Raw genomic sequence first — 23,918 nt, 5'->3', positions numbered from 1 at the left:
GCTGCGCGGGCCGCCGGGAGTCCGGCCTCAGCCCTCGGGGGAGTCGGCCGCGGGGGCGCCGGCCGTGTCGTCGACGGCGGGGGAGGACAGGCGGCGCATCCGTTCCAGCACCGCTTCCGCCGTGGGGTCCGGCATGCGGTCGACGATCCGGCCGTCCGCGAGGAAGAGCACCAGGTCCGCACGGCCGGCGGCGCCGGGGTCGTGGGTGACCATCACGACCGTCTGGCCGAGGGAGTCCACCGCCGTGCGCAGGAGGTCGAGGACTTCGGCGCCGGAGCGGGAGTCGAGGTTGCCGGTGGGCTCGTCCGCGAAGATCAGCTCGGGCCGCGAGGCCAGTGCCCGGGCGCAGGCCACGCGCTGCTGCTGACCGCCCGAGAGCTGGCTCGGGCGGTGGTGGAGGCGGTCGCGCAGGCCCAGGGTGTCGATGACGCGGTCCAGCCACTCGTGATCGGGGCGGCGGCCGGCGATGTCCATCGGCAGCGTGATGTTCTCGGCGGCGGTCAGGGTCGGCAGGAGGTTGAACGACTGGAACACGAAACCGACCCGGTCGCGCCGCAGCCGGGTCAGCCGCCGGTCGGGCAGGCCGGTGATCTCGGTCTCCCCGAGCCAGACCTGCCCGCCGGAGACGGTGTCCAGCCCGGCCAGACAGTGCATCAGCGTGGACTTGCCGGAGCCGGAGGGACCCATCACCGCCGTGAACCGGCCGCGGGCGATGTCCACGTCGACCGCGTCGAGCGCGAGCACGCAGGTCTCGCCGCTGCCGTACGCCTTGGTCAGGGCGCGGGCCCGGGCCGCCGTCGGCCCCGGCACCGTCCGGGTCGTTTCCGTGGGCTGGTTACGGGCCACTTGCTCTCCCCCGGGTAGGGCAATCGCCTTGTCGGGGGCGAGAGTAGGCGTGGAACCGCCGCTTCGGAATGGCTTACGCGGGCGAGCGACGGGCCGAGCCGATGACGCAGTACGAGGTCGGCAGCGCCGGCCCGCGCGCGGGCAGCCGGAACCCGCGCCGCGAGACGATCCGGAACCCGGCGGCCTCGATCGCGGCGACGGGGTCGCGAGAGGTGTGGCACCCGCCGAAGAGGTGGGGCCAGACGGTACGGTCCAACGCCCGCTGGACGGCGGCCATGCCGGGGCCGGGAGCCAGCCCGTGCTCGAAGAACCGCAGTTCGGCGTCGGGGCGCAGCACCCGGTGCAGCTCCGCGAGGGAGCGGTGCAGGTCCCGTACGGTGCACAGCACCAGGCAGGCGACGGCGGCGTCGAAGGCCTCGCTCTTGACCGGCAGGGCCTCGGCGGCGCCGGGCACGACGTCGACCGGGACCTCGGCGTGCTGGGCCGCCTCGACGGCGAGACGGCGCAGGGTGCGCTCGGGCTCCACGGCGACGACCTCGGAGACGGCGCGGGGGTAGTGGGCGAAGTTGAGGCCGTTGCCGGCGCCGATCTCGATGACGCGGCCGCTCACCCCGTGCAGGAGCTCCCGGCGCAGTTCGGCGATGCCGCCCCGGGTGTCGGCCTGGACGCTGGCGCGGGCGTAGAAGCGGGCGAAGAGCGGATGGTGGACGGGATCGTCGGCCGACGGGCCGGGTGCGCGTTTGCTCTGCTTCGGCATGACGTACCTCCGGGGCGGACGGACGCGTACCGTCAGTCTCCCCCGGATCGCGGACGCCATCCCTCCGGGCGCCGTAAACGGGCCCGGAGGGGACTTCGAGGAAACGACCTAAGCGGGCCAGGCCGTCAAAAACGACTCCGGCGTCCAGGTGCCCGACAGGGCCGGGGCCAGCCAGCCGGGGGAGGCCCGGCGGAACGCCTCGGGGTCCAGGCCGCCCGCGCCCTGCGGGACCGCGCCCAGGAGCGGGAGTCCCGAGACCGCGGGCAGGCCGGCCAGGTTGCAGCGCGCGGCCAGGTCCGGCTGCCGCGGCCAGCTGCCGATGACCATGCCGAGGGCGGTCAGCCGCCGGGCGCGCAGGGCCTCGGCCGTGAGCTCCGTCGAGTTGAGGGTGCCCAGGCCCGCCTGTGTGACGACCAGCGTCGGCGCGCCGAGCAGCCGGGCCGCGTCGGCCAGGGTGTGTCCCGACTCGTCGAAGCGCACCAGGAGTCCGCCCGCGCCCTCCACCAGTACCAGGTCGTGGTCGGCGGACAGCCGCTCGGCCGCCCGCGCGATCTCGGCGGGGGAGACCGTGGGCAGACCCGAGCGGCGGGCCGCGGTGTCGGGGGCCAACGGTTCGGGGTAGCGGACCAGTTCCACCGCGGTGACGGCCGGCCCGGCCAGGCGGACGGCCTCCGCCGCGTCTCCGGGCTCGTGCGGAGCCACGCCCGTCTGGGAGGGCTTGAGGACCGCGACCGAGCGGCCGGCGGCCAGTGCGGCCGCCGCGATGGCGGAGGTGACCACCGTCTTGCCGATTTCCGTGCCCGTACCGGAGATGATCACCACGGACATGTCAGGCCTCCCGGGCCGCGGCGACGACCGCGCGGCAGATGCGCGCGACATCGGCGTCTCCCGTCACGAACGGCGGCATGGTGTAGATCAGGTCCCGGAACGGGCGCAGCCAGACGCCCTCCCCGACGGCCGCCCGGGTCGCGCGCGCCATGTCGACGGGGTGGTCGAGCTGGACGACGCCGATGGCGCCGAGGACGCGGACCTCCTTGACCCCGGGGAGCGCGGCGGCCGGGGCGAGGCCCTCGCGCAGCCCCGCCTCGATGCGCTTGATCTCACGCGCCCAGTCCTGGTTCAGGAGCAGGTCGACCGAGGCCAGCGCCACGGCCGTGGCGAGCGGGTTGCCCATGAAGGTGGGCCCGTGCGCCAGCACCGGTACCTCGCCGTGCGAGATGCCGTCGGCCACCCGGCTCGTGCACAGCGTGGCCGCCAGCGTCAGGTAGCCGCCGGTCAGCGCCTTGCCCAGGCACATCACGTCCGGGGTGATCCCGGCGTGGTCCGCCGCGAACAGGGCGCCGGTGCGGCCGAAGCCCGTCGCGATCTCGTCCAGGATGAGCAGGACGTCGTACTCGTCGCACAGCTCCCGGAGCACCCGCAGGTACTCGGGGCTGTGGAAGCGCATGCCGCCCGCGCCCTGCACCACCGGCTCCACGATCACCGCGGCGAGCTCGTCCGCGTGCTCGGCGATCACCGAACGCAGGTGGTCGGCGTACGCCGGGTCCACGGGCGAGTCGAAGGCGCCGGGCGGCGCGTCCGCGAAGACCTGCTGTGGCAGGTGACCCTGCCACAGCTCGTGCATCCCGCCCTCGGGGTCGCAGACGGCCATCGGCTGCCAGGTGTCCCCGTGGTAGCCGCCGCGCCAGGTCATCAGCCGGGTCTTGCCGGTGCGCCCCACCGAGCGCCAGTACTGCAGGCACATCTTCACGGCGACCTCGACGGCCACCGAGCCCGAGTCGGAGAGGAAGACGTGCTCCAGTCCGGCCGGGGTGATCTCGACCAGCCGCGCGGCCAGCCGGATGGCGGGCTCGTGGGTGAGCCCGCCGAACATGACGTGTGACATGCGGCCGAGCTGGTCGCTCGCGGCCTCGTTGAGCGCCGGGTGGTTGTAGCCGTGGATCGCCGACCACCAGGAGGACATCCCGTCCACCAGCTCGTCCCGGCCCTGGGCCGGCGCGGCGAGCCGCAGCCGGACGCCCGAGGCGGAGGAGACCAGCAGCGGCCCCTCCCGCCCGGGCATCGGACCGTACGGGTGCCAGACGTGCTGCCGGTCCAGGTCGAGCAGTTCGGCGGCGGGCGACGTCCGGTCGAGCGGGTCGTGCATGGGGTGCGTGTCAGGCATTGGGGGCGAGATCCGTCCCCGCGCCGCGGCGCCGGACCGCCACCAGGTCCGGACGCACCTCCCCGGCACCGGCCTGCGCCGCCACGGCCGCCGGCTCCGCGTGCCCGGAGCAGCCGCCGCACGCCGAACCGCAGCCGGCCCCGTCGGCGGAGCCCGCGGAACCGGAACCGGAACCGGAGCCGCACACCGAGGCGCCGCCGTGCGAGCCGCAGCCGCCGGCCGCAGCCGCGGGCGCGGCCTCGGAGCGGTGCCGGGGAAGGGTCGACGTACCGGCGCCCTCCACCTCGAAACCGGCATCCGCGATCATGTCGAGGTCGGCCTGCCCGGCCTGGCCCTCACTGGTCAGGTAGTCGCCGAGGAAGATCGAGTTGACCAGGTGCAGGGCGAGCGGCTGCATGGAGCGCAGGTGCACCTCGCGCCCGCCCGCGAGGCGGACCTCGACGTCGGGGCAGACGAACCGCACCATCGCCAGGATGCGCAGGGCGCGCTGCGGGGTGAGGTTCCACTCCTTGGCCAGCGGGGTGCCCTCGAAGGGGATCAGGAAGTTGACCGGCACCGAGTCCGGGTCGAGCTCGCGCAGCGAGTAGACGACGTCGACGAGGTCCTCGTCGCTCTCGCCCATGCCCGCGATCAGGCCGGAGCAGGCCGACAGGCCAGCCGCGTGCGCCTTCTGCACGGTGTCGACGCGGTCCGCGTACGTGTGGGTCTTGGTGATCTGACCGTACGTCGCCTCGGAGGTGTTCAGGTTGTGGTTGTAGGCGTCCGCGCCCGCGTCCTTCAGGCGCTCCGCCTGGCCGTCCGAGAGCAGGCCGAGGCAGGCGCAGACCTCGACGCCCTCGTTCTGCTCCTTGATGGCCTCGATGGTCTTGCCGACCCGGTCCACATCGCGGTCCGTGGGCCCGCGGCCGCTCGCCACCAGGCACACCCGCTTCGCCCCGCCGGCGACGCCCGCCGCCGCGGCCTGCGAGGCCTCCTCGGGCTTCAGCCACGTGTACTTGAGGATCTCGGCCTTCGAACCCAGCCGCTGCGAGCAGTAGGAGCAGTCCTCGGGGCACAGGCCGGATTTCAGGTTGACCAGGTAGTTCAGCTTGACCCGACGCCCGAACCACTGGCGGCGCACCTTGCCGGCCGCGGCCACCACGTCGAGCAGTTCGTCGTCAGAGGTCGCCAGCACGGCGAGTGCCTCTTCGCGGGTCGGCAGCTCGCGCCGCAGCCCCTTGTCCACCAGGGTGTTCAGCAGGTCCATGACGCCGATCCTGGACCACACGACCACTCCCGGCCAAGGAGAGATCCAACAACATGGCCGGAACGGAGTGTGTGTATCGCCACACCTGGCGCTCGAGTCGCGGCCGCTAGGGTCGGGCAGGTCTGTGGACTGCCGACAAAACGCGAGGACCGCCGATGCCCCAGCACACCCCCGAACCCGTCGACGTCTTCGCCTGGATCGACGGCGCGGAGCAGGCCCGCGAGCAGGCCGGACTGGTCAGGACCCTGCGCCCGCGCGCGGCTTCCTCGCCGCTCCTCGATCTCGCGAGCAACGACTACCTCGGGCTGTCCAGGCACCCCGAGACGGTCCGGGGCGCCCGCGAGGCGGCCGAGCGGTGGGGCGCCGGAGCGACTGGATCGCGCCTCGTGACCGGTACGACCGAGCTTCATGCCGAGCTCGAGCGGGAACTCGCGGACTTCTGCGGTTTCGAGGCCGCGCTGGTCCTCTCCTCCGGGTACGCCGCCAACCTCGCCGCCGTCACCGCCCTCAGCGACCGCGGCAGCCTGGTCGTCTCCGACGCCGGGAACCACGCCTCGATCGTGGACGGCTGCCGCCTTTCGCGCGCCGAGACCGCCGTCGTCCCGCACTCCGACCCGGAGACCGCGCGCAAGACGCTCGCCGCGTTCGGGGGCCGGGCGCTGCTCGTCAGCGACTCGGTGTTCTCCGTGGACGGCGACGCCGCCCCGCTCGCCGCCTACGCCGCCGCCTGCCGGGACGAGGGCGCGGCCCTGGTCGTGGACGACGCGCACGGGCTGGGCGTCCTGGGCGAGGGCGGCCGCGGCGCGCTGCACGCCGCCGGGCTCGCGGGCGCGCCCGGGGTGGTCGCGACGCTGACCCTCTCGAAGTCCCTGGGCAGCCAGGGCGGCGCCGTGCTCGGCCCGGCCAAGGTGATCCGGCACCTGGTCAACACCGCCCGGACCTTCATCTTCGACACCGGGCTGGCCCCGGCCGCCGCGGGCGCCGCACTGGCGAGCCTGCGCCTGCTGCGGCGGGAACCGGAGCGGGCCGGCCGGGCCCGGGAGGTGTCCGCCGAGCTGTACGGGCGGCTCACCGCGTCCGGCCTGACCGCGGCCCGGCCGGACGCGGCCGTGGTGTCGGTACGGGCCCCGTCGGCCCCGGCGGCACTGCGCTGGGCCGCCGACTGCCGCGAGGCAGGTCTGTCCGTGGGGTGCTTCCGGCCGCCGTCGGTGCCGGACGGCATCTCCCGGCTGCGGCTGACAGCCCGGGCCGATCTCACGGGGGACGAGATCACCCGGGCCGTCGAAACGATCCTGCGGACCGCTCCGGCCGGAGCCACGGACCGCTGAGCGGAGCTACGCGAGCGGCGCGTCCGCCCGTACGGCAACGAGGAAGCCGTCCCAGGCCGGCCCGGTGAAGAGCACGGCCGGGCCGTCCGTCCGCTTGGAGTCGCGGACGGCCAGCAGGCCGCCGTGCAGGACGGCGGTTTCCACGCAGTTGTTCATTCCGGTGCTGCGGCTGCTCCGCCGCCACCGCGCGCTGATCAGAAGTCCGCTGGTGGATAAGGGGGTTGCGGACACGGGGGTGCCTCCTTACGCGTCGTCAGCGAGTGAGCTGATGAGATCCGACGAGTCATGGGGCGGGAGGGCGTGCGCCTGGATGGTGCGGAACGCCGCGCTGTACGCCTCTAGGTCTTCCTTCCGCTCCAGGTAGAGGCTACTCGTCAAGTGGTCGAGTACCACCACATCCAGATCGGCGATGTTCGGAAATGAGAAAATTACGAACGGTCCGGTCAGGCCGAGATGTCCCCCCACGCTGAACGGCAGCACCTGTAGCCGCACTTGAGGCAGCTGCGCCACCTCCACCAGGTACCGCAACTGCTCCGCCATCACCCCCGGCCCGCCGATCTTCCGCCGCAGCACCGCCTCGTCCAGTACGGCGCTCAGCTCCAGCGGCGGTTTCGCGCGCAGCACCGACTGCCGGGCCAGCCGTACCTCGACCAGCGCGTCCACCTTCGGCTCCGGCAGCCCGCCCAGCGCGGCCCGGGTCACGGCGCGCGCGTACTCGGGCGTCTGCAACAACCCCGGAACCACGGACAGTTCCACGGTACGTGCCGAGCGGGCCCCGGCCTCCAGGCTGATGAAGTCCCGGTACTCCTGGGGCAGCAGCCCCCGGTAGTCGTGCCACCACTGGCGGCCGCGCCCGGTGCCGCCGTCCGGGGCGGGGCCGGCCGCCGATACCGAGAGGGCCTCCAGCAGCGCCCGCTGCTCGGGGCTCACCAGCTCCCCGTAGGCATCGAGGAGCCGGCGGATGTCCTCCACCTTGACTCCGCTGCGCCCCGTCTCGATGCGGCTGATTTTCGACTGGTGCCATCCTACGAGCCGGGCCGCCTCACCACTGGTGAGTCCGGACCGGTCGCGCAGTGCACGCAGCTCCTCGCCGAGCTTGCGCCGGCGTACCGCGGGACCGTGCTGCACACCCGCCTCCTTCCACCGGCACAGCTCGCACCAGTCTGCCGTCCAAATACGCTCTTCCGTAGCAGAGTTCACCGCATCGAGCGACAGATATATGCATAACTTGGAAGAACGGGCGAAACGGCGGCACGATGGGTGGCACTCTGGCGTCCAGCACAGATCCGGGGCGGCTTGGCCCCGGTGGGAAAGGGACCGTCGCCATGGCAGATCACCAGGAAGCATCCGTCACTCTGCCGAGCGATCCCGCTTCGGTCGCCACCGCCCGCCGCTACGTCGCGGAGGTGCTGAGCGAGTGGGGACTCCCCGATCACGGCGCCGGCGCCGACACGGCCGACAGTGTCCGGCTGATCGTTTCGGAGCTCGCCACCAACGCCGTACAGCACACTTTCGGCCAGTCGCCCACCTTCACCGTCGACGTCCGGCTCGAACGCGAGGAGTGGCTCCGCGTCGGGGTGACCGACAGCCACCCGCGCTGGCCCAAGCGGCTCCCGGCCGCCGTCCAGCAGGACAACGGCCGGGGGATGGTCATCATCCGCTGGCTCACCGCGGAGGCGGGCGGCCGGCTTTCGGTCAGCCCCACCGAGGACGGCGGCAAGACCGTCTGGATCGCCCTGCCCTGGACCGCCGGCGCCCCGGCCGAGACGGCCACGGCCACCGGCTGCTGAGCGAGACCGCTTCCGTATACGGAACCCAGAGCGCGGGGCCCGGGAGCCGAACCGGGTACCTCCCCGAAACGTGGGTTAACTCAGCGGAAAAGCGCGGCGCCTAACGTGGCGTCACGGTCCTGCGCCAATGACTGCCCATGAGCCGGCAAAGCGGCGGTGGTCGGGACGGAAAGCCTTCCTCTGTCTTGGGCAAGACACGCTTGGCCCGGATATGCGCAGGTCAACAAAGTGTTGAAGGCCAGTAGGGTCGGCTCCGCGCACTGTTGATCTTGTCCCGGAAGTTTGGTGATACGCGTGCAACTGACACCGCACGAGCAGGAGAGACTGCTCATCCACGTGGCCGCGGACGTGGCCCAGAAGCGAAAAGCGCGCGGGGTCCTGCTCAACCACCCCGAAGCCATCGCCCTGATCACCGCGCACCTCCTCGAAGGGGCCCGCGACGGGCGGACCGTGGCCGAGCTGATGGCCTCCGGCCGCACCGTGCTCGCCCGCGAAGAGGTCATGGAGGGCATACCCGAGATGATCCACGACGTGCAGGTCGAGGCGACCTTCCCGGACGGCACCAAGCTCGTCACCGTCCACGACCCGATCGTCTGAGAGGGAGTACCCGCATGATCCCCGGCGAAATCGCCTACGGGGACGGCCCGGTGCGCCTCAACGAGGGCCGCCCCGTCACCCGCCTCACCGTGCTCAACGCCGCCGACCGGCCCGTCCAGGTCGGCTCCCACTACCACTTCGCCGAGGCCAACCCCGGCCTCGAATTCGACCGGGCCGCGGCCCACGGACTGCGGCTCAACGTCGCGGCCGGCACCGCGGTCCGCTTCGAGCCGGGCATCCCCGTCGCCGTGGAACTCGTACCGCTGGCGGGCCTGCGCACCGTACCGGGACTGCGCGGCGAGACCGGGGGGCCGCTCGATGGCTGAGATCTCGCGCCAGGTGTACGCCGACCTCTTCGGCCCCACGGCGGGCGACCGGATCCGGCTCGCCGACACCGACCTCTTCGTGGAGGTCGAGCAGGACCTCGGCGGCGGCCCCGGCCGGGCCGGCGACGAGGCCGTCTTCGGCGGCGGCAAGGTCATCCGCGAGTCGATGGGGCAGGCCCGCACCACCCGCGCCGAAGGCGCCCCCGACACGGTGATCACCGGGGTCGTCATCCTCGACCACTGGGGCATCGTCAAGGCCGACGTCGGCATCCGCGACGGCCGGATCTGCGGCATCGGCAAGGCCGGCAACCCCGACACCATGGACGGGGTGGATCCCGCACTCGTCATCGGCCCCGAAACCGAGATCATCGCGGGCAACGGGAAGATCCTCACCGCCGGCGCCGTCGACGCCCACGTGCACTTCATCTCCCCGACCGTCATCGACGAGGCCCTCGCCTCCGGGATCACCACGCTCGTCGGCGGCGGCACTGGACCCGCCGAGGGCACCAAGGCCACCACCGTCACCCCGGGCCCCTGGCACCTGGCCCGGATGTTCGCCGCGCTGGAGGCCCACCCCGTCAACATCGGCCTCCTCGGCAAGGGCAACACCATGTCCCGCGAGGGCATGTACTCCCAGCTGCGCGGCGGCGCCCTCGGATTCAAGCTCCACGAGGACTGGGGCTCGACCCCCGCCGTCATCGACGCCTGCCTGACCGTCTGCGAGGAGACCGGCGCCCAGGCCGCCATCCACACGGACACCCTCAACGAGGCCGGCTTCGTCGCGGACACCCTCGCCGCCATCGGCGGCCGGACGATCCACTCGTACCACACCGAGGGAGCGGGCGGCGGGCACGCCCCCGACATCATCACCGTGGTCTCGGAGCCGAACATCCTGCCCAGCTCCACCAACCCGACCCGGCCGCACACCGTCAACACCGTCGAGGAGCACCTCGACATGCTGATGGTCTGCCACCACCTCAACCCGGCCGTCCCCGAGGACCTCGCCTTCGCCGAGTCCCGGATCCGGCCCTCCACCATCGCCGCCGAGGACGTCCTGCACGACCTCGGGGCCATATCCATCATCTCCTCCGACTCCCAGGCCATGGGGCGCGTCGGCGAGGTCGTGATGCGCACCTGGCAGACCGCCCACGTGATGAAGAAGCGGCGCGGATTCCTGCCCGGTGACGGACCCGCCGACAACCACCGGGCCCGCCGCTACGTCGCCAAGTACACGATCAACCCCGCCGTGGCCCAGGGGCTGGCCCGCGAGATCGGTTCGGTGGAGACCGGCAAACTCGCCGACCTGGTGCTGTGGAGCCCCGCCTTCTTCGGGGTCAAGCCCGCGCTCGTCATCAAGGGCGGCCAGATCGCCTACGCGCAGATGGGCGACGCCAACGCGTCCATCCCCACCCCGCAGCCCGTACTGCCCCGGCCGATGTTCGGCGCCCACGGACGGGCCCCCGCGCTGAACTCGCTCAACTTCACCGCGCAGGCCGCGATCGACGACGGACTGCCCGAACGGCTCGGCCTCGGCAAGGAGTTCGTGGCCATCGAGAGCACCCGCAAGGTGACCAAGGCCGACATGCGGGGCAACGACGCCATGCCGAGGGTGACGGTCGACGCCGACACCTTCACCGTCACCATCGACGGCGAGGTGGTGGAGCCCGCGCCCGCCACCGAACTGCCCATGGCCCAGCGATATTTCCTGTTTTGAGAAGGGGTCTGCCGCGATGAGCCTCGCCGCACTGCTCGTCCTCGCCGACGGCCGCTTCCCGGCCGGGGGCCACGCCCACTCCGGCGGGGCCGAGGCCGCCTGCAAGGCGGGCCGGATCCACGACGCCGCCACCCTGGAAGCGTTCTGCCGGGGCCGGCTGCACACCGCGGGACTCGTCGCCGCCGCACTCGCCGCGGCCGCGGCCCTCGGGCTGGACCCGGCCGAGCTCGACGCCGCCGCCGAGGCGCGGACCCCCTCGCCCGCGCTGCGCACCGCCGCCCGGCGCCTCGGACGGCAGCTGCTGCGCGCCGCGCGCGCCACCTGGCCCGCCGCGGAACTCGACGCGCTGGCCGCCGCGTTCCCGCGCGGGGCGCACCAGCCCGTCGTGCTCGGGGTCACCGCCCGGGCGGCCGGGCTCGGGCCGCGGGCCGCCGCGCACGTGGCGGCGTACGAGAGCGTCAGCGGCCCGGCGACGGCCACCGTGCGACTCCTGGGCCTGGACCCCTTCGAGGCGAGCGGGGTCCTGGCCCGGCTCACCCCCGACCTCGACGCCGTCGCCGAGCAGGCGGCGGCGGCCGCCCTGCGGGCCCGCGCGGACGGGGCGGACACGCTGCCCGCGGCCTCCTCGCCGCTGCTCGACATCGCGGCGCAGATCCATGCCGACTGGCCGGTACGGCTCTTCGCCTCCTGAACCACCACCCAAGGAGCCCCCCATGCACCTCGACCACGCCGTGGCCCACCCCCACCGGCACACCCACAGCGCCGAACCCGTGAACCCCGACGGCACGCGCCGCGCCCTGCGCATCGGACTCGGCGGACCGGTCGGCTCCGGCAAGACGGCCACCGTCGCCGCCCTGTGCCGGACCCTGCGCGCAGAACTGTCCATGGCCGTCGTCACCAACGACATCTACACCCGGGAAGACGCCGAGTTCCTGCTGCGCGAAGCCGTCCTGCCGCCCGAGCGGATCGCCGCCGTGGAGACCGGGGCCTGCCCGCACACCGCGATACGCGACGACATCTCCGCCAACCTGGAAGCCGTGGAGGAACTGGAGGAGGCCTTCCGGCAGAGCGGACGGCTCGACCTGATCCTCGTCGAGTCCGGCGGCGACAACCTCACCGCCACCTTCTCCCGGGGCCTGGTCGACGCCCAGATCTTCGTCATCGACGTGGCCGGCGGGGACGACATCCCGCGCAAGGGCGGCCCCGGCGTCACCACCGCCGACCTGCTCGTGGTCAACAAGACCGACCTGGCCCCCCACGTCGGCTCCGACCTGGACCGGATGGCCCGCGACGCCGCCGAACAGCGCGGGGAACTGCCCGTCGCCTTCCAGTCCCTGCGCGGCCCCGAAGGCGTGGGCCCGGTGGCCGACTGGGTGCGCGAGCGGATCGCCGCCTGGATCGTACGGTGACCAGCGCGCCCCCCGTCCCACCGGTCGCGGCGGGTCTGCGGGCCACCGCCCGCATCCGCGCCGCCGCCGACGGGCGCGGCGGCACCGCGCTTCCGCTGCTGGCCGGAGAGGGACCGCTCGCCCTGCGCCGCACCCGGGGAGAGGGACCCGACGCCGAGTCCGAGGCCGGCGTCATGCTGGTCGGCGCCATGAGCGCCCCCCTCGGCGGCGACCACCTCACGGTCGAGGCCGAAGCCGGCCCGGGCGCCCGGCTGCTGCTGCGCTCGGCGGCGGCCACCCTGGCCCTGCCCGGCCGGGGCGGCGAGCCCGCGCGGTACGACGTACGGCTGACCCTGGCGCGGGAGTCGCGGGTGCGGTGGCTGCCGGAGCCGCTCGTCTCGGTCCGCGGCAGCCGGCTGTGGGTCCGCACCCGGGCGGAACTCGCCCCCACCGCCCGGCTCCTGCTGCGCGAGGAGCAGGTGCTGGGCCGTACCGGTGAGGTGCCCGGCCTGCTGCAGAGCCGCCTCACCGTGACCCGCGGCGGGCGCCTGCTGCTGGACCAGGAGCTGGCCTGCGGCCCCGGCGCGCCCGGCGGCTGGGACGGCCCGGCGGGGATCGCGGGCCACCGCGCGCTCGGCCAACTCCTCATCGTCGACCCGGCCTTCGAACAGGCGCCGCCCGCCGCCGCGGTGCTCGGGGAGTTCGCCGTGCTCACCCCGCTGGCCGGACCTGCGGTGCTGGTCACCGCCCTGGCACCGGACGCCCTGCGGCTGCGCGAACTGCTCGACGCCGCATGCCGTACCCACGGTTGGTGAGGCGCGGACAAACTCAGGACGAACCAGACACCGCTCAGCGGTACACACCTTTCCGGTTATCGGGTTGGCAAAGAACACGACCGTGCTCTGTTGCCGGAGACACGTCAGGCGAAAGGATCCCCCTGCAACGCCGACGATCGAACCCGACCGAACCAGGCCGCCCATGGCGGCTCAAGACGCAGGGGGAACAACCACGTGATACGCAACGCGGCGCTGGGGAGCGCCGCCACTTTGATCACCGGCACGCTGGCGGCGGGCCTGATGCTCGCTCCGTCCGCGACGGCGGCCTCGGCCGGCCGTGACAACGGGGCCGCGGAGGCGGTCGGCACGCAGATCGCCGCCGCCCGCGCGGCCCGTACCGGGATCGACTGGAAGGACTGTCCTGCCGACTGGGGCTTCGAGAAGCCCATCCAGTGCGGCTGGGTGAAGGTCCCGCTCGACTACAGCAAGCCGTTCGGCAAGACGATCGAGCTCGCGGTCGACCGGATCGGCAGCACCGGTACCAAGGAGGAGCGCCAGGGCGCGCTCGTCTACAACCCGGGCGGCCCCGGCGGCTCCGGCATGCGCTTCCCGCGCCGGGTCACCACCAAGGCCCCGCTGTGGGTGAACACCTCCAAGGCGTACGACTTCGTGGGCTTCGACCCCCGCGGTGTCGGACACTCCGCGCCGATCTCCTGCATCGACCCGCAGGAGTTCGTCAAGGCCCCCAAGGCCGACCCGGTGCCCGACAGCGAGGCCGACAAGAGCGCCCAGCGCAAGCTCGCCGCCGAGTACGCGGACGGCTGCCAGGAGCGCAGCGGCGAGATGCTGCCGTTCATGACCACGCCGAACACCGCGCGTGACCTGGACGTCATCCGTGCCGCCCTCGGCGAGCAGAAGCTGAACTACCTCGGCGTCTCGTACGGCACCTACCTCGGCGGGGTCTACGCGACCCTGTTCCCGACCCACGTGCGCCGCATGATCGTCGACAGCGTGGTCGACCCGGACCAGGACAACATCTGGTACGAGGCCAACCTCGGCCAGGACGTGGCCTTCCAGATGCGCTGGAACGACTGGCAGGACTGGGTCGCCAAGAACGACTCCGTCTTCCACATCGGCGACACCCGCGCCAAGGTCGAGGCCAAGTGGCTGGAGCTGCGCGCCAAGGCCAAGGCCAACCCGCTCGGCGGAGTGGTCGGCCCGGCCGAGCTCCTCGGCTTCTTCCAGAGCGCCCCGTACTACGACTCCTCCTGGGTGCCCGTCGCCCAGACCTGGAGCGCGTACCTGGCCGGTGACGAGAAGGCCCTGATCGACGCCATCGCCCCGGACATGTCCGACACCAAGGGCAACGCCACGGCAGAGAACGGCAACGCCGTCTACACCGCGGTCGAGTGCGCCGACGCCAAGTGGCCCACCAGCTGGGCCAAGTGGAACCGGGACAACACCAAGCTGCACCAGAAGTACCCGTTCCTGACCTGGTCCAACGCCTGGATGAACCTGCCCTGCGCGACCTGGAAGTCCAAGCAGAGCAACCCGATCGCGGTCGGCGCCAAGCACGGCCTGCCGCCGGTCCTGATCGTCCAGTCCGAGCGCGACGCGGCCACGCCGTACGAGGGCGGGGTCTCGCTGCACCGCAAGCTGGCCGGCTCGCGTCTGATCACCGAGCAGAACGCCGGCTCGCACGGTGTCACCAGCCTGGTGAACCCCTGCATCAACACGCGGGTGGACACCTACCTGCTCACCGGCAAGGTGGACGCCAAGGACGTGAAGTGCGGTCCGCACGCCACCCCGGTCGCGCCGGCCCCGGCCGCCGCGAAGTCGCTCGCCCAGGCTCCGGGATCCGACCTCCCGGCGCTTGAGGACCTGCCCGCCGTCCGCTAGCACGCGGCGGTACGAGCAGGACCCGCACCACCGCACCACCCGTAGTACCTGCGCGGGAGAAGGCTCAGCGCGTCTTGCGCCGGGCCTTCTTCCGCGCCTGCTCCTCCTCGGCCTTGACCTCGGCGGCGTACCGGTCGACGTACTCCTGACCGGAGAGCTCCAGGACCTCGTACATGATCTCGTCGGTGATGGCCCGCAGCACCGCCCGCTCGCCCTCCATCCCCGCGTACCGGGAGAAGTCCAGCGGCCGCCCGAAGCGGATCGTCACGCGCCGGATGCTCGGGATCTTCTGCCCGGGCGGCTGGATCTCGAAGGTGCCGACCATCGCGCACGGCACGACCGGCACCCCGGCCCCGAGCGCCATCGCCGCGACGCCCACCTTGCCCTTGTACAGCCGCCCGTCGTGCGAGCGCGTGCCCTCCGGGTAGATCCCCAGCAGCTCGCCCCTGGACAGCACCCCCAGCCCCTCGCGCAGCGCGGCCTGCCCGGCGTCCTTGCCCGAGCGGTCCACCGGGATCTGCCCGGCGCTGCGGAAGAAGGCGGCGGTGAGCCGGCCCTTCACCCCAGGGCCCGTGAAGTACTCGGCCTTCGCGAGGAAGGTGATCCGCCGCTTCAGGATCGCGGGCATCAGGAAATGGTCGGAGAAGGACAGGTGATTGCCCGCGACGATCGCGGCCCCCTGCGCCGGGATGTTCTCCAGCCCCTCGATCCGGGGCCGGAACAGCAGCCTCAGCAGTGGACCGAGCAACACGTGCTTGAGCAAGTGGTAGAACACCAGGCCGCTCCCGTCGATGTCCCCGTTGACACGGACATCTTACGGACGGTCAGGCACGGGAAGCAGGGGGCGGTGGCGTCCGGGCTCAGCTGCTGCGCGAGGCGGCCATCCCCGCGGTCAGCAGCCCCAGCACCACCCAGCCGAACCACAGCCAGCCGTTGCTGCCGAGGGCCACGGAGTAGGCGGCCACGGCCACCAGGGCGGCGAAGGTCATCACGGCCATCGCCTTAACGGAACCGGTCATGCCCCATGGTCGCGCGCGAAGGCGGTCTCGCGCTACTGGCCACGCGCTTGGAGTGTGGCGAGATAGGCGTTGTACGCCTCGAGCTCCTGGTCGCCGTCGCGGTCCGCGGCCCGGTCGGAGCGCTTCGCCGCCCGCTGTTCCGAGTGGTACCACTGGTAGACCAGCGCGATCAGCACCAGCACCGAGGGAACCTCGCTGAAGGCCCAGGCGATGCCGCCGGCCCACTGCAGGTCGAGCAGGGGGTCGATGCCGAGGGAGGCCGGCGGATTCGCGTACGTCTTGACCATCGGCTCGCTCGCCATCATCAGCGCGATGCCGAAGAAGGCGTGGAAGGGCATCCCGGCGAACAGTTCCAGCATCCGCATCACGTAGCCGGGGCGGTGCGGGCCCGGGTCCACGCCCATGATCGGCCAGAAGAAGACCAGGCCGACGGCGAGGAAGTGCACCATCATCGCGATGTGCCCGGTCTTGGACTCCATCAGGAAGTCGAAGATCGGCGTGAAGTACAGGCCGTAGAGGCTGGCGATGAACAGCGGGATGGTGAACACCGGATGGGTGAACACCTTCATGTAGCGGCTGTGCAGCAGCATCAGCAGCAGCTCGCGCGGCCCCTTCACCCCGCGCGCGGCGGGCGGTATCGCGCGCAGCGCCAGCGTCACCGGCGCGCCGAGCAGCAGCAGGATCGGGGAGAGCATGCTGATGACCATGTGCTGGACCATGTGCACGCTGAACATGACCATGCCGTAGTCGTTCAGCTTGGTGCACATCACCAGAGCCACGCTCAGCACGCCGGCCGTGAAGGCGACGGTACGGCCGGGTGACCAGGAGTCCCCGCGCCGGCGCAGCCGCACCACGCCCCATGCGTACAGGCCGAGGCCCACCAGGGAGCCGATCAGGAAGAAGGCGTCGAAGGAGAACTCCAGCCCGCGCCCGAGCGTGAACGGAGGCAGGTCCATGTCCATGTCCATGTCCATGCCCGCGTGCGCGAGGTAACTCATTTCTTCCACTCCCTTGACCTGTGGTGCCCCACCACAGTAATGCCGCCCCCGGACGGCGATTCGTCCGGGGGCGGTGTCAGACGGGGGGAAATATCACGCTGCGCCTGTTTCCCGACTCACAGGACGTTCTGCGCCTCGGCGTACCGGTCGGCCGGGACCGTCTTGAGGGTCGAGGTCGCGTCGGCGAGCGGCACCATCACGATGTCGGTGCCGCGCAGCGCGGTCAGCATCCCGAACTCGCCGCGGTGGGCGGCCTCCACCGCGTGCCAGCCGAAGCGGGTCGCCAGCACCCGGTCGTACGCCGTGGGGGTGCCGCCGCGCTGGACGTGGCCCAGGATCACCGGCCGGGCCTCCTTGCCGAGCCGGTGCTCCAGCTCCACGGCGAGCCGGTTGCCGATGCCGGCGAACCGCTCGTGCCCGTACATGTCGGTGCCGCCCTGCTCGAACTCCATCGAGCCCTCCGCGGGCTTGGCGCCCTCGGCGACGACGACGATCGCGAACCGCTTGCCCGCCGAGAAGCGCTCGCCGACGATCGCCGTCAGCTCCTCGATGTGGAACGGGCGCTCCGGCACGACGATCGCGTGCGCGCCGGCCGCCATGCCCGAGTGCAGGGCGATCCAGCCGGTGTGGCGTCCCATGACCTCCACGACCATCACGCGCTGGTGGGACTCGGCGGTGGTCTTCAGCCGGTCCAGGGCCTCGGTGGCGACCCCGACGGCGGTGTCGAAGCCGAAGGTGACGTCGGTCGAGGCGATGTCGTTGTCGATGGTCTTGGGGACGCCGACGATGGGCAGACCGGCCTGCGAGAGCAGGTTGGCGGCCTTCAGGGTGCCCTCGCCGCCGATCGGGATGATGGCGTCCAGACCGAGGTCGGCGACATGGCCGCGGGCCCGCTCCACGCCGTCGCGCAGATGCGCGGGCTGGACCCGCGAGGAGCCCAGGATCGTGCCGCCCCGGGCCAGGATGCCGCTCACGGCGTCCAGGTCGAGCTTGCGGTAGTCGCACTCCAGGAGTCCGCGCCAGCCGTCGACGAAACCGATGACCTCGTCACCGTGGTCGACGACGGCGCGGTGCACGACGGAGCGGATGACGGCGTTGAGGCCGGGGCAGTCGCCTCCGGAAGTGAGCACACCTATGCGCATGGCAGGAAGGACCTTTGCAACGTGGGCCGACGACCGGACCACGTCGTCCGGTTGGAACTACCCTGCACCTTACAAGTGGACCGGTGGTGGACTGAACCATCCTCCACATGCTGGTCAGATCCTCTGTGCGAACGCACGTCGGCCCGGACCCCCGTGGGGAATCCGGGCCGAACGGTGTGCGGCGTGCGGGTTACGCGGGCTGGGTGGCCGCCGCGATGCGCTCGGCGCGCAGCGCCTCGTACCAGCGGTCGTCGATGGGCGGCAGCGCGTTCACATCGAGGGCCAGCTTGAGCAGCAGGTCCGCGATCTGCGGGTTGCGGGCCATCACGGGGCCGTGCATGTAGGTGCCGAACACGGTGTCGTTGTACGCGCCTTCGGTGCCGTCGCCCGTGCCGTTGCCGCGGCCCAGGCGGGTGCGGGCGAACGGCTTCGCGCTCGGGCCCAGGTGCGTGACGCCCTGGTGGTTCTCGAAGCCCGTCAGCTGCGGCAGGCCCAGCTGCGGGTCGATGTCGGCGAGGACGTCGCCGACGCACCGCTCGCCCTCACCCCGCACGGTGACCACGTCCAGCAGGCCGAGGCCCTCCTGGCGCTCGCCCATGTCGTTGACGAACTCCTGGCCCAGGATCTGGTAGCCGGCGCAGACGGAGAAGACGATCGCCCCGTTCGAGACGGCCCGCTCCAGACCGCCGTCGCGCAGCAGCCGCTCCGCGGCCAGCCGCTGCGGCCGGTCCTCGCCGCCGCCGATCAGGTAGATGTCGCCCGAGGTCGGGATCGGCTGGTCGCTGCGCACGTCCGCGCGCTCCACGTCCAGGCCGCGCCGGCGCGCCCGGCGCTCCACGACGAGGGCGTTGCCCTGGTCTCCGTACGTGCTCAGCAGGTCGGGGTAGACCCACACCAGACGCAGGCTGTTGTCGCTCATGCTCGTGTCCTCTGCGGTTCTGAAGGGGCGCTAGTTGCCGACGCGGCGGCGCACGTCCTGGAAGGCGGTGTAGTTGGCGATCAGCTCGATCTGTCCGGGCGGCGCGAGCTGCACGGCCTCGTCGAGGGTCTCGCACACCCGGAAGTCCAGGCCCGCGACCTCGAGGCGGACCGCGAGGTCCAGCTTGCGGTCGCCGATGACGAAGATGGGGTGGCCCGCGAGGCGCGTGTAGTCCACGTCCCACAGCCAGGAGGTGTCGGTGCCGTCGGCGCCGCGCGCGTTCACCGAGAGGACCACCGGGGTGGGCGGCGGGTCGATCAGCGAAAACGTTTCGAGCCAGCCCGCCGGGTTCTTCGCGAGCAGCAGGCGCAGCTCACGGCCCTGGAAGCCGACCACGTCGTAGCGGCCGGCCACGGCCTGCACCTGGTACATGCGCTCGAGGGCGACCTGCGGCGGGACGCCGAAGACCGCGGCCACGGCGGCCGAGGTGGCGGCGTTCGCCTTGTTGGCGCGCCCGGGCAGCTGGAGGTGGATCGGCCAGGCGCTGCCGTGCGGGTCCAGCACGTGGTCGCCGGAGAGCACCCAGCTCGGGACGGGACGGCGGAAGCCGCACTCGCCGCAGAACCAGTCGTCGCCCGGGCGCTGCATGACGCCACCGCAGGAGGGGCACGACCAGGCGTCGTCCTTCCACTCCTGGCCGGCCGCGACCCACACCACGTTCTGCGAGGAGGAGGCGGACCACACGATCAGCGGGTCGTCGCAGTTCGCGACGATGACCGCCTTGGAGCCCGAGAGGCCCTCGCGCCACTTCTCCGCGAGCATGCGGGTCTCGGCGGCGCGGTCGAGCTGGTCGCGGGAGAGGTTCAGCAGGGCGATCACCTTGGGGGTGACGTCCCGGGCCACTCCGGCCAGGTACTTCTCGTCGACCTCGATGACGCCGTACTTGGCGTCCGAGCCGCCCGCGAGCGCGGAGGTGATGCCGGCCGGCATGTTCGCGCCGAGGGCGTTGGAGACGACGGGGCCGCTGGCCCGCAGGGCCTCCGCGATGAGGCGGGTCGTCGTGGTCTTGCCGTTCGTCGCGGAGACGAGGACGACGTCGAGATGCTGGGCCAGCGCGCCGAGAAGATCGGGGTCGAGTTTGAGTGCGACCTTGCCGCCGATCACCGATCCGCTTCCGCGTCCCGCGGCCCGCGACACCGCCGCCGCGGCCTTGCCCGCCGTCACGGCCAGCTTGGCCCGCGGCGAAAGCGGCTCTGTGTTGCCTGCCATCGTCCCTTGTCCTCCTTGCGTCGGTCGCCCCCAGCCTATCCAGTACCGGCCCGGGCCCTGACCGCGGCGCCCCCGAGCCGCCGCAGATCTCCTCATATAGTCGCCCGTCGTACCCTTACGGCCATGCGACAGCGCCCCATCCCCGGTACCACCGGTCTCGTCCGCACCATGAGCCTGCTGGGCGACCCGGTGCTCCACTCGGCCTGCGCGGAGGTCACCGAGTTCGGACCGGCCCTCGAGCGGCTCATCGAGGACATGTTCGCCACGATGTACGCCGCCGAGGGCGTCGGCCTCGCCGCGAACCAGATCGGCGTCGGGCAGCGGGTGTTCGTCTACGACTGCCCCGACGACGAGGACGTCCGCCACGTCGGGCACATCGTCAACCCGCGTCTGGTGACGGCCGACGGGGACGAGTTCCGCGGGCCCGAGGGCTGCCTGTCCCTGCCGGGGCTGGAGGCGGGCACGGTCCGCTTCGACCACGCGGTGGTGGAGGGGGTCACGTCGGACGGCGCGGCCGTGCGGGTGTCCGGGACGGGGTTCTTCGCGCGGTGCCTCCAGCACGAGTGCGACCACCTCGACGGGACGGTATACGCGGACCGGGTCACGGGGCTGCGGGCCCGTAGGCTGCGCCGCGAGATCCGCAAGACCCCGTGGGGCGCGGAGGCGCTGCACGGTTAGCCCGTCCCGGCCCCGCCCCAGGAACCCCGCGCCTCACACGCCGGCGAGGCTGGACGGGGCGGGGCAGGATCGTGCGGTCAGAAGCCCGGGCCGTCTTCGCGGTTGCCGGCCGTGCCCAGTCGGCCCCAGAGGAGGTCGGTGAGGCCGGTCACGAGCTCCGCGCGCTCGCACGGCCGCTCGCCGAGCCACCAGTCGCCGGCGGCGTGCATCATGCCGACGATGCCGTGGCCCCAGATGCGGGCGAGCCGTTCGCCGCCCGGGCCGAGGTCCACCCGCTCGCCGATCACCTTCGCCAGCTCCTCGCCCAGGCGGCGCAGCAGCGGGGCCGAGTGCAGGCCGACGTCGAAGCCGCGCTCCGCGGTGTGCGAGTCCTCGGCCGGGTGCATGAGGAAGCGGTAGACCTGCGGGCGGGCCTCGATGGCGACGAGATACGTGTCGAGGGTGGCCTCCACCCGCCGGCGCCGCTCGGCCGGGGCGTCGAGGGCGGCCCGCAGCGAGTCGAGCAGCGCGTCGGTGTGCCGGACGGCGAGCGCCTGGTAGAGGCCCGCCTTGTCGCCGAAGTGCCGGTAGAGGATCGGCTTCGTGATGCCGGCCTCCGCCGCGATGGCGTTCATGGACGCCTTGGGGCCGTCCCTGAGGACGACCCGGTCGGCCGCTTCCAGCAGTTCCCGCCGCCGGCGCTCGGCCGCTCCCGGCTCGCCGGCCTGCTGCGTGGTCTCCAACGTGTTCTCTCCCCGCCCTTGCGATGTGCGTGACGCCCACGCAACGTAACACCCCGCACACCCTGGAGATCTCATCGGTGAAGGCCGCTCCGGCCGCTCCGGCCGCGCTTGACAGTGCTTACTCGCCGGTAACAGACTGTGGCCATTCTCGGGTTACCGCTAGTAACCGCTCGTGAGACAAGCAAGAGACACCTGGAGGGGACATGGCGGAGTTCACCATGGAGCTCAACGACGACCAGAAGCAGGTACGGGACTGGATCCACGGCTTCGCCGCCGATGTCATCCGGCCCGCCGCCGCGGAATGGGACGAGCGCGAAGAGACTCCGTGGCCCGTCATCCAGGAAGCCGCGAAGGTCGGCATCTACTCGCTCGACTTCTACGCCCAGCAGTTCTTCGACCCCACCGGCCTCGGCATCCCGATGGCGATGGAGGAGCTCTTCTGGGGGGACGCGGGCATCGCCCTGTCCATCGTCGGCACCGGCCTGGCCGCCATCGGGGTCGTCGCCAACGGCACCGAGGAGCAGATCGGCACCTGGATCCCGCAGATGTACGGCACCCCCGACGACGTGAAGGTGGCCGCGTTCTGCTCCTCCGAGCCCGACGCCGGCTCCGACGTCGGTTCGATGCGTACCCGTGCCGTCTACGACCAGGCCAAGGACGAGTGGGTGCTCAACGGCACCAAGACCTGGGCGACCAACGGCGGCATCGCCAACGTCCACATCGTCGTCGCCGTCGTCGACCCGGAGCTCGGCACCAAGGGCCACGCCTCCTTCATCGTGCCGCCGAACACCCCGGGCCTGTCCCAGGGCCAGAAGTTCAAGAAGCACGGCATCCGCGCCTCGCACACCGCCGAGGTGGTGCTGGAGGACGTACGGGTGCCCGGGTCCTGCCTGCTCGGCGGCAAGGAGAAGCTGGACGAGCGGCTGGCCAGGGCCCACGAGCGGGCGCGCAGCGGCGGCGGGGAGCGCGTGAAGAACGCCGCCATGGCCACCTTCGAGGCCTCCCGCCCGGCGGTCGGCGCCATGGCCGTCGGCACCGCCCGCGCGGCCTACGAGGTCGCCCTCGACTACGCCAAGACCCGGACCCAGTTCGGCCGCCCGATCATCGACAACCAGGGCGTCGCCTTCCAGCTCGCCGACATGCGCACCTCGATCGACGCGGCCCGGCTGCTGGTGTGGCGGGCCTCCTGGATGGCGGTGGCCGGCCGGCCCTTCACCTCGGCGGAGGGCTCGATGTCGAAGCTGTTCGCGAGCGAGGTGGCCAAGAAGGTCACCGCCCAGGCGGTCCAGATCCTCGGCGGCAACGGCTTCACCCGCGAGTACCCGGTGGAGCGGATGCACCGCGACAGCGCGATCTACACGATCTTCGAGGGGACGAGCGAGATCCAGCGCCTGGTGATCGCCCGCACGATCTCCGACATGCCGATCCGCTAGGCCCGGGAGGCCGCAGGCCGGGCCCCTTTCGGGCCCGGCTTCCCGCGCCGGGCGGCGGCCGGGTCAGGCCGCCGACAGCAGGCGCCGAACGGCCCGGCCGAACAGTCTGCGGCCGGTCGCCGCGACCACGGGATCGAGGGCGCGGGGCAGACCCCGCACGCCGATCTCCTCGCGCCAGTGGACCTCGCTGCCCCCGGCCGGGGCCGGGCGGATCTCGATCTCCGCCCAGCCCGTCACCACGCGGCCGCGCTTGACCAGCCGCACCAGTCCCGGCGCGGCCCCCTCGGGGGGCTGCCAGACGGTCACTTCCATCGGGTCGTCGAACGTGAGACCGCACACACCCGTACGCGCCGTGAAGCGGGTTCCGACGCGTGTCGGTCCGGCCGTTTCGATGATCGTCCGGGTGAGCGGGACCTGCGCGCCGTGCCGTTCCCAGTCCGTCAGCCTGAGCCACGCCGGCAACGGGCTCAGAGACGTTCGGTGAATGATCCGAATAGCGGGCATGAGCGCATGGTAATCGGGCATACACACCCTGAACTGGACGGCGAATATGGGTTCCGCCCAGGGGTGGCGATCAGCAATACTCACCGCCACCGTGGATCGCGGATTCGACCGGGTGACCACCGGCCCTCCCGCCCCACTCTGCGAGGAGGTGCGCCATGTGCTCCCACCAGCCCCCCTGCCCGAGCGCCGACAGCGACGATCACGACGCCGCCCGCACGGTGGCCTTCCATCCCGAACAGGGCTGGAGCCTGCTCTGCAATGGCGCCGTGGTCTTCGACGACACCGGTGAACTGCTCCCCGACGGCCGCACGGTGGAACCCCGCCGCCCGGCCCTGGTCTGAGCGAGGAGGCAGCATGCGCCAGCAGCTGATCCGCAAGCCCGTTCCCAAGCCCGCACCCCGAG

At 72.2% G+C, this 23,918-nt stretch carries 27 protein-coding genes; 12 read left to right on the top strand and 15 right to left on the bottom strand.

Annotated features, from left to right (window positions below; all coding sequences use genetic code 11):
- Window positions 1-27 precede the first annotated feature (27 nt).
- The 5 genes from ACFWBF_RS05680 to bioB all read right to left on the bottom strand — a co-directional run bounded on the left by ACFWBF_RS05680 (window position 28) and on the right by bioB (window position 5,013).
- Complete coding sequence (locus ACFWBF_RS05680) at window positions 28-846, bottom strand: ABC transporter ATP-binding protein (RefSeq protein WP_385595678.1); 819 nt, start codon at window positions 844-846, stop codon at window positions 28-30.
- 73 nt (window positions 847-919) lie between these two features.
- A complete protein-coding gene (locus tag ACFWBF_RS05675) occupies window positions 920-1,603 on the bottom strand; it encodes a class I SAM-dependent methyltransferase (RefSeq protein WP_385595675.1) in 684 nt (227 codons plus the stop codon).
- 108 nt (window positions 1,604-1,711) lie between these two features.
- Window positions 1,712-2,431, bottom strand: coding sequence for a dethiobiotin synthase (bioD, locus tag ACFWBF_RS05670; RefSeq protein WP_385595672.1), 720 nt, complete (start codon window positions 2,429-2,431; stop codon window positions 1,712-1,714).
- A gap of 1 nt (window position 2,432) precedes the next feature.
- Entirely contained in the window at window positions 2,433-3,767 is a 1,335-nt protein-coding gene (locus ACFWBF_RS05665) for an adenosylmethionine--8-amino-7-oxononanoate transaminase (RefSeq protein WP_385595669.1), read from the bottom strand.
- Window positions 3,760-5,013: a biotin synthase BioB gene (gene bioB / locus ACFWBF_RS05660; RefSeq protein WP_385595666.1), complete on the bottom strand. Its 1,254-nt coding sequence runs from the start codon at window positions 5,011-5,013 to the stop codon at window positions 3,760-3,762. The genes ACFWBF_RS05665 and bioB overlap by 8 nt, the downstream gene beginning before the upstream one ends.
- 155 nt (window positions 5,014-5,168) lie before the next feature.
- Between bioB and ACFWBF_RS05655 the strand changes: the two genes are divergently transcribed.
- Window positions 5,169-6,341 carry an 8-amino-7-oxononanoate synthase gene (locus tag ACFWBF_RS05655; RefSeq protein ID WP_385595663.1) on the top strand — a complete coding sequence of 391 codons (1,173 nt, stop codon included), beginning with the start codon at window positions 5,169-5,171 and terminating at the stop codon, window positions 6,339-6,341.
- 6 nt (window positions 6,342-6,347) lie between these two features.
- Here the strand turns inward: ACFWBF_RS05655 and ACFWBF_RS05650 are convergent, their stop codons facing one another.
- Window positions 6,348-6,572: a DUF397 domain-containing protein gene (locus tag ACFWBF_RS05650; protein WP_385595660.1), complete on the bottom strand. Its 225-nt coding sequence runs from the start codon at window positions 6,570-6,572 to the stop codon at window positions 6,348-6,350.
- 12 nt (window positions 6,573-6,584) lie between these two features.
- Window positions 6,585-7,469 (bottom strand): helix-turn-helix domain-containing protein, encoded by an 885-nt coding sequence (locus ACFWBF_RS05645; RefSeq protein WP_385595658.1) that lies wholly within the window; start codon window positions 7,467-7,469, stop codon window positions 6,585-6,587.
- A 197-nt stretch (window positions 7,470-7,666) separates the two neighbouring features.
- Between ACFWBF_RS05645 and ACFWBF_RS05640 the strand changes: the two genes are divergently transcribed.
- The 8 genes from ACFWBF_RS05640 to ACFWBF_RS05605 all read left to right on the top strand — a co-directional run bounded on the left by ACFWBF_RS05640 (window position 7,667) and on the right by ACFWBF_RS05605 (window position 14,831).
- Window positions 7,667-8,131, top strand: a complete 465-nt coding sequence (locus tag ACFWBF_RS05640) for an ATP-binding protein (protein ID WP_385595655.1) — start codon at window positions 7,667-7,669, stop codon at window positions 8,129-8,131.
- Between the two features lie 294 nt (window positions 8,132-8,425).
- Window positions 8,426-8,728: an urease subunit gamma gene (locus ACFWBF_RS05635; protein WP_385595652.1), complete on the top strand. Its 303-nt coding sequence runs from the start codon at window positions 8,426-8,428 to the stop codon at window positions 8,726-8,728.
- 14 nt (window positions 8,729-8,742) lie between these two features.
- Window positions 8,743-9,054 carry an urease subunit beta gene (locus ACFWBF_RS05630; protein WP_385595649.1) on the top strand — a complete coding sequence of 104 codons (312 nt, stop codon included), beginning with the start codon at window positions 8,743-8,745 and terminating at the stop codon, window positions 9,052-9,054.
- Complete coding sequence (locus ACFWBF_RS05625) at window positions 9,047-10,768, top strand: urease subunit alpha (protein ID WP_385595647.1); 1,722 nt, start codon at window positions 9,047-9,049, stop codon at window positions 10,766-10,768. The genes ACFWBF_RS05630 and ACFWBF_RS05625 overlap by 8 nt, the downstream gene beginning before the upstream one ends.
- A 16-nt stretch (window positions 10,769-10,784) precedes the next feature.
- Entirely contained in the window at window positions 10,785-11,459 is a 675-nt protein-coding gene (locus ACFWBF_RS05620; protein ID WP_385595644.1) for an urease accessory protein UreF, read from the top strand.
- Between the two features lie 22 nt (window positions 11,460-11,481).
- Entirely contained in the window at window positions 11,482-12,177 is a 696-nt protein-coding gene (gene ureG / locus ACFWBF_RS05615) for an urease accessory protein UreG (RefSeq protein ID WP_385595640.1), read from the top strand.
- Window positions 12,174-12,971 (top strand): urease accessory protein UreD, encoded by a 798-nt coding sequence (locus tag ACFWBF_RS05610; RefSeq protein WP_385595637.1) that lies wholly within the window; start codon window positions 12,174-12,176, stop codon window positions 12,969-12,971. The genes ureG and ACFWBF_RS05610 overlap by 4 nt, the downstream gene beginning before the upstream one ends.
- A 261-nt stretch (window positions 12,972-13,232) precedes the next feature.
- On the top strand, window positions 13,233-14,831 hold the full coding sequence (locus ACFWBF_RS05605) for an alpha/beta hydrolase (protein ID WP_385595731.1): 1,599 nt from the start codon (window positions 13,233-13,235) through the stop codon (window positions 14,829-14,831).
- A gap of 64 nt (window positions 14,832-14,895) precedes the next feature.
- Here the strand turns inward: ACFWBF_RS05605 and ACFWBF_RS05600 are convergent, their stop codons facing one another.
- From ACFWBF_RS05600 to ACFWBF_RS05575, 6 genes are all read right to left on the bottom strand, one after another.
- Window positions 14,896-15,606: a lysophospholipid acyltransferase family protein gene (locus tag ACFWBF_RS05600; RefSeq protein WP_385595634.1), complete on the bottom strand. Its 711-nt coding sequence runs from the start codon at window positions 15,604-15,606 to the stop codon at window positions 14,896-14,898.
- An 85-nt stretch (window positions 15,607-15,691) separates the two neighbouring features.
- Window positions 15,692-15,850, bottom strand: coding sequence for a hypothetical protein (locus ACFWBF_RS05595; protein ID WP_385229563.1), 159 nt, complete (start codon window positions 15,848-15,850; stop codon window positions 15,692-15,694).
- A gap of 32 nt (window positions 15,851-15,882) precedes the next feature.
- The gene (locus ACFWBF_RS05590; RefSeq protein ID WP_385595631.1) at window positions 15,883-16,848 is read right to left on the bottom strand and encodes a cytochrome c oxidase assembly protein; all 966 of its coding nucleotides are present in this window, start codon (window positions 16,846-16,848) and stop codon (window positions 15,883-15,885) included.
- A 116-nt stretch (window positions 16,849-16,964) separates the two neighbouring features.
- Window positions 16,965-17,990 carry a 6-phosphofructokinase gene (locus ACFWBF_RS05585; RefSeq protein WP_385595628.1) on the bottom strand — a complete coding sequence of 342 codons (1,026 nt, stop codon included), beginning with the start codon at window positions 17,988-17,990 and terminating at the stop codon, window positions 16,965-16,967.
- 190 nt (window positions 17,991-18,180) lie between these two features.
- Window positions 18,181-18,909, bottom strand: a complete 729-nt coding sequence (locus tag ACFWBF_RS05580) for a type 1 glutamine amidotransferase (RefSeq protein ID WP_385595625.1) — start codon at window positions 18,907-18,909, stop codon at window positions 18,181-18,183.
- 30 nt (window positions 18,910-18,939) lie between these two features.
- Window positions 18,940-20,178, bottom strand: coding sequence for a MurT ligase domain-containing protein (locus ACFWBF_RS05575; RefSeq protein ID WP_385595622.1), 1,239 nt, complete (start codon window positions 20,176-20,178; stop codon window positions 18,940-18,942).
- 123 nt (window positions 20,179-20,301) lie between these two features.
- Here ACFWBF_RS05575 and def point away from each other — a divergent pair, with 123 nt between their 5' ends.
- On the top strand, window positions 20,302-20,856 hold the full coding sequence (def, locus tag ACFWBF_RS05570; RefSeq protein ID WP_385595619.1) for a peptide deformylase: 555 nt from the start codon (window positions 20,302-20,304) through the stop codon (window positions 20,854-20,856).
- A 77-nt stretch (window positions 20,857-20,933) separates the two neighbouring features.
- Here the strand turns inward: def and ACFWBF_RS05565 are convergent, their stop codons facing one another.
- The gene (locus ACFWBF_RS05565) at window positions 20,934-21,578 is read right to left on the bottom strand and encodes a TetR family transcriptional regulator (RefSeq protein ID WP_385595616.1); all 645 of its coding nucleotides are present in this window, start codon (window positions 21,576-21,578) and stop codon (window positions 20,934-20,936) included.
- A 203-nt stretch (window positions 21,579-21,781) separates the two neighbouring features.
- Between ACFWBF_RS05565 and ACFWBF_RS05560 the strand changes: the two genes are divergently transcribed.
- On the top strand, window positions 21,782-23,011 hold the full coding sequence (locus ACFWBF_RS05560) for an acyl-CoA dehydrogenase family protein (RefSeq protein ID WP_385229541.1): 1,230 nt from the start codon (window positions 21,782-21,784) through the stop codon (window positions 23,009-23,011).
- 63 nt (window positions 23,012-23,074) lie between these two features.
- On the opposite strand, the gene ACFWBF_RS05555 is transcribed toward ACFWBF_RS05560, so the two are convergent.
- Window positions 23,075-23,515, bottom strand: coding sequence for an SRPBCC family protein (locus ACFWBF_RS05555; RefSeq protein ID WP_385595613.1), 441 nt, complete (start codon window positions 23,513-23,515; stop codon window positions 23,075-23,077).
- Between the two features lie 155 nt (window positions 23,516-23,670).
- On the opposite strand from ACFWBF_RS05555, the gene ACFWBF_RS05550 reads away from it, so the two are divergent.
- Entirely contained in the window at window positions 23,671-23,856 is a 186-nt protein-coding gene (locus ACFWBF_RS05550) for a DUF5999 family protein (RefSeq protein WP_385595610.1), read from the top strand.
- The last annotated feature ends 62 nt before the right edge of the window (window positions 23,857-23,918 follow it).

It is taken from the genome of Streptomyces sp. NPDC060028, from assembly GCF_042736725.1.
Taxonomy (GTDB): Bacteria; Actinomycetota; Actinomycetes; order Streptomycetales; family Streptomycetaceae; genus Streptomyces.
Note: the sequence above shows the minus strand (reverse complement) of the source record. Positions and strands in the feature narration are given on the sequence as shown.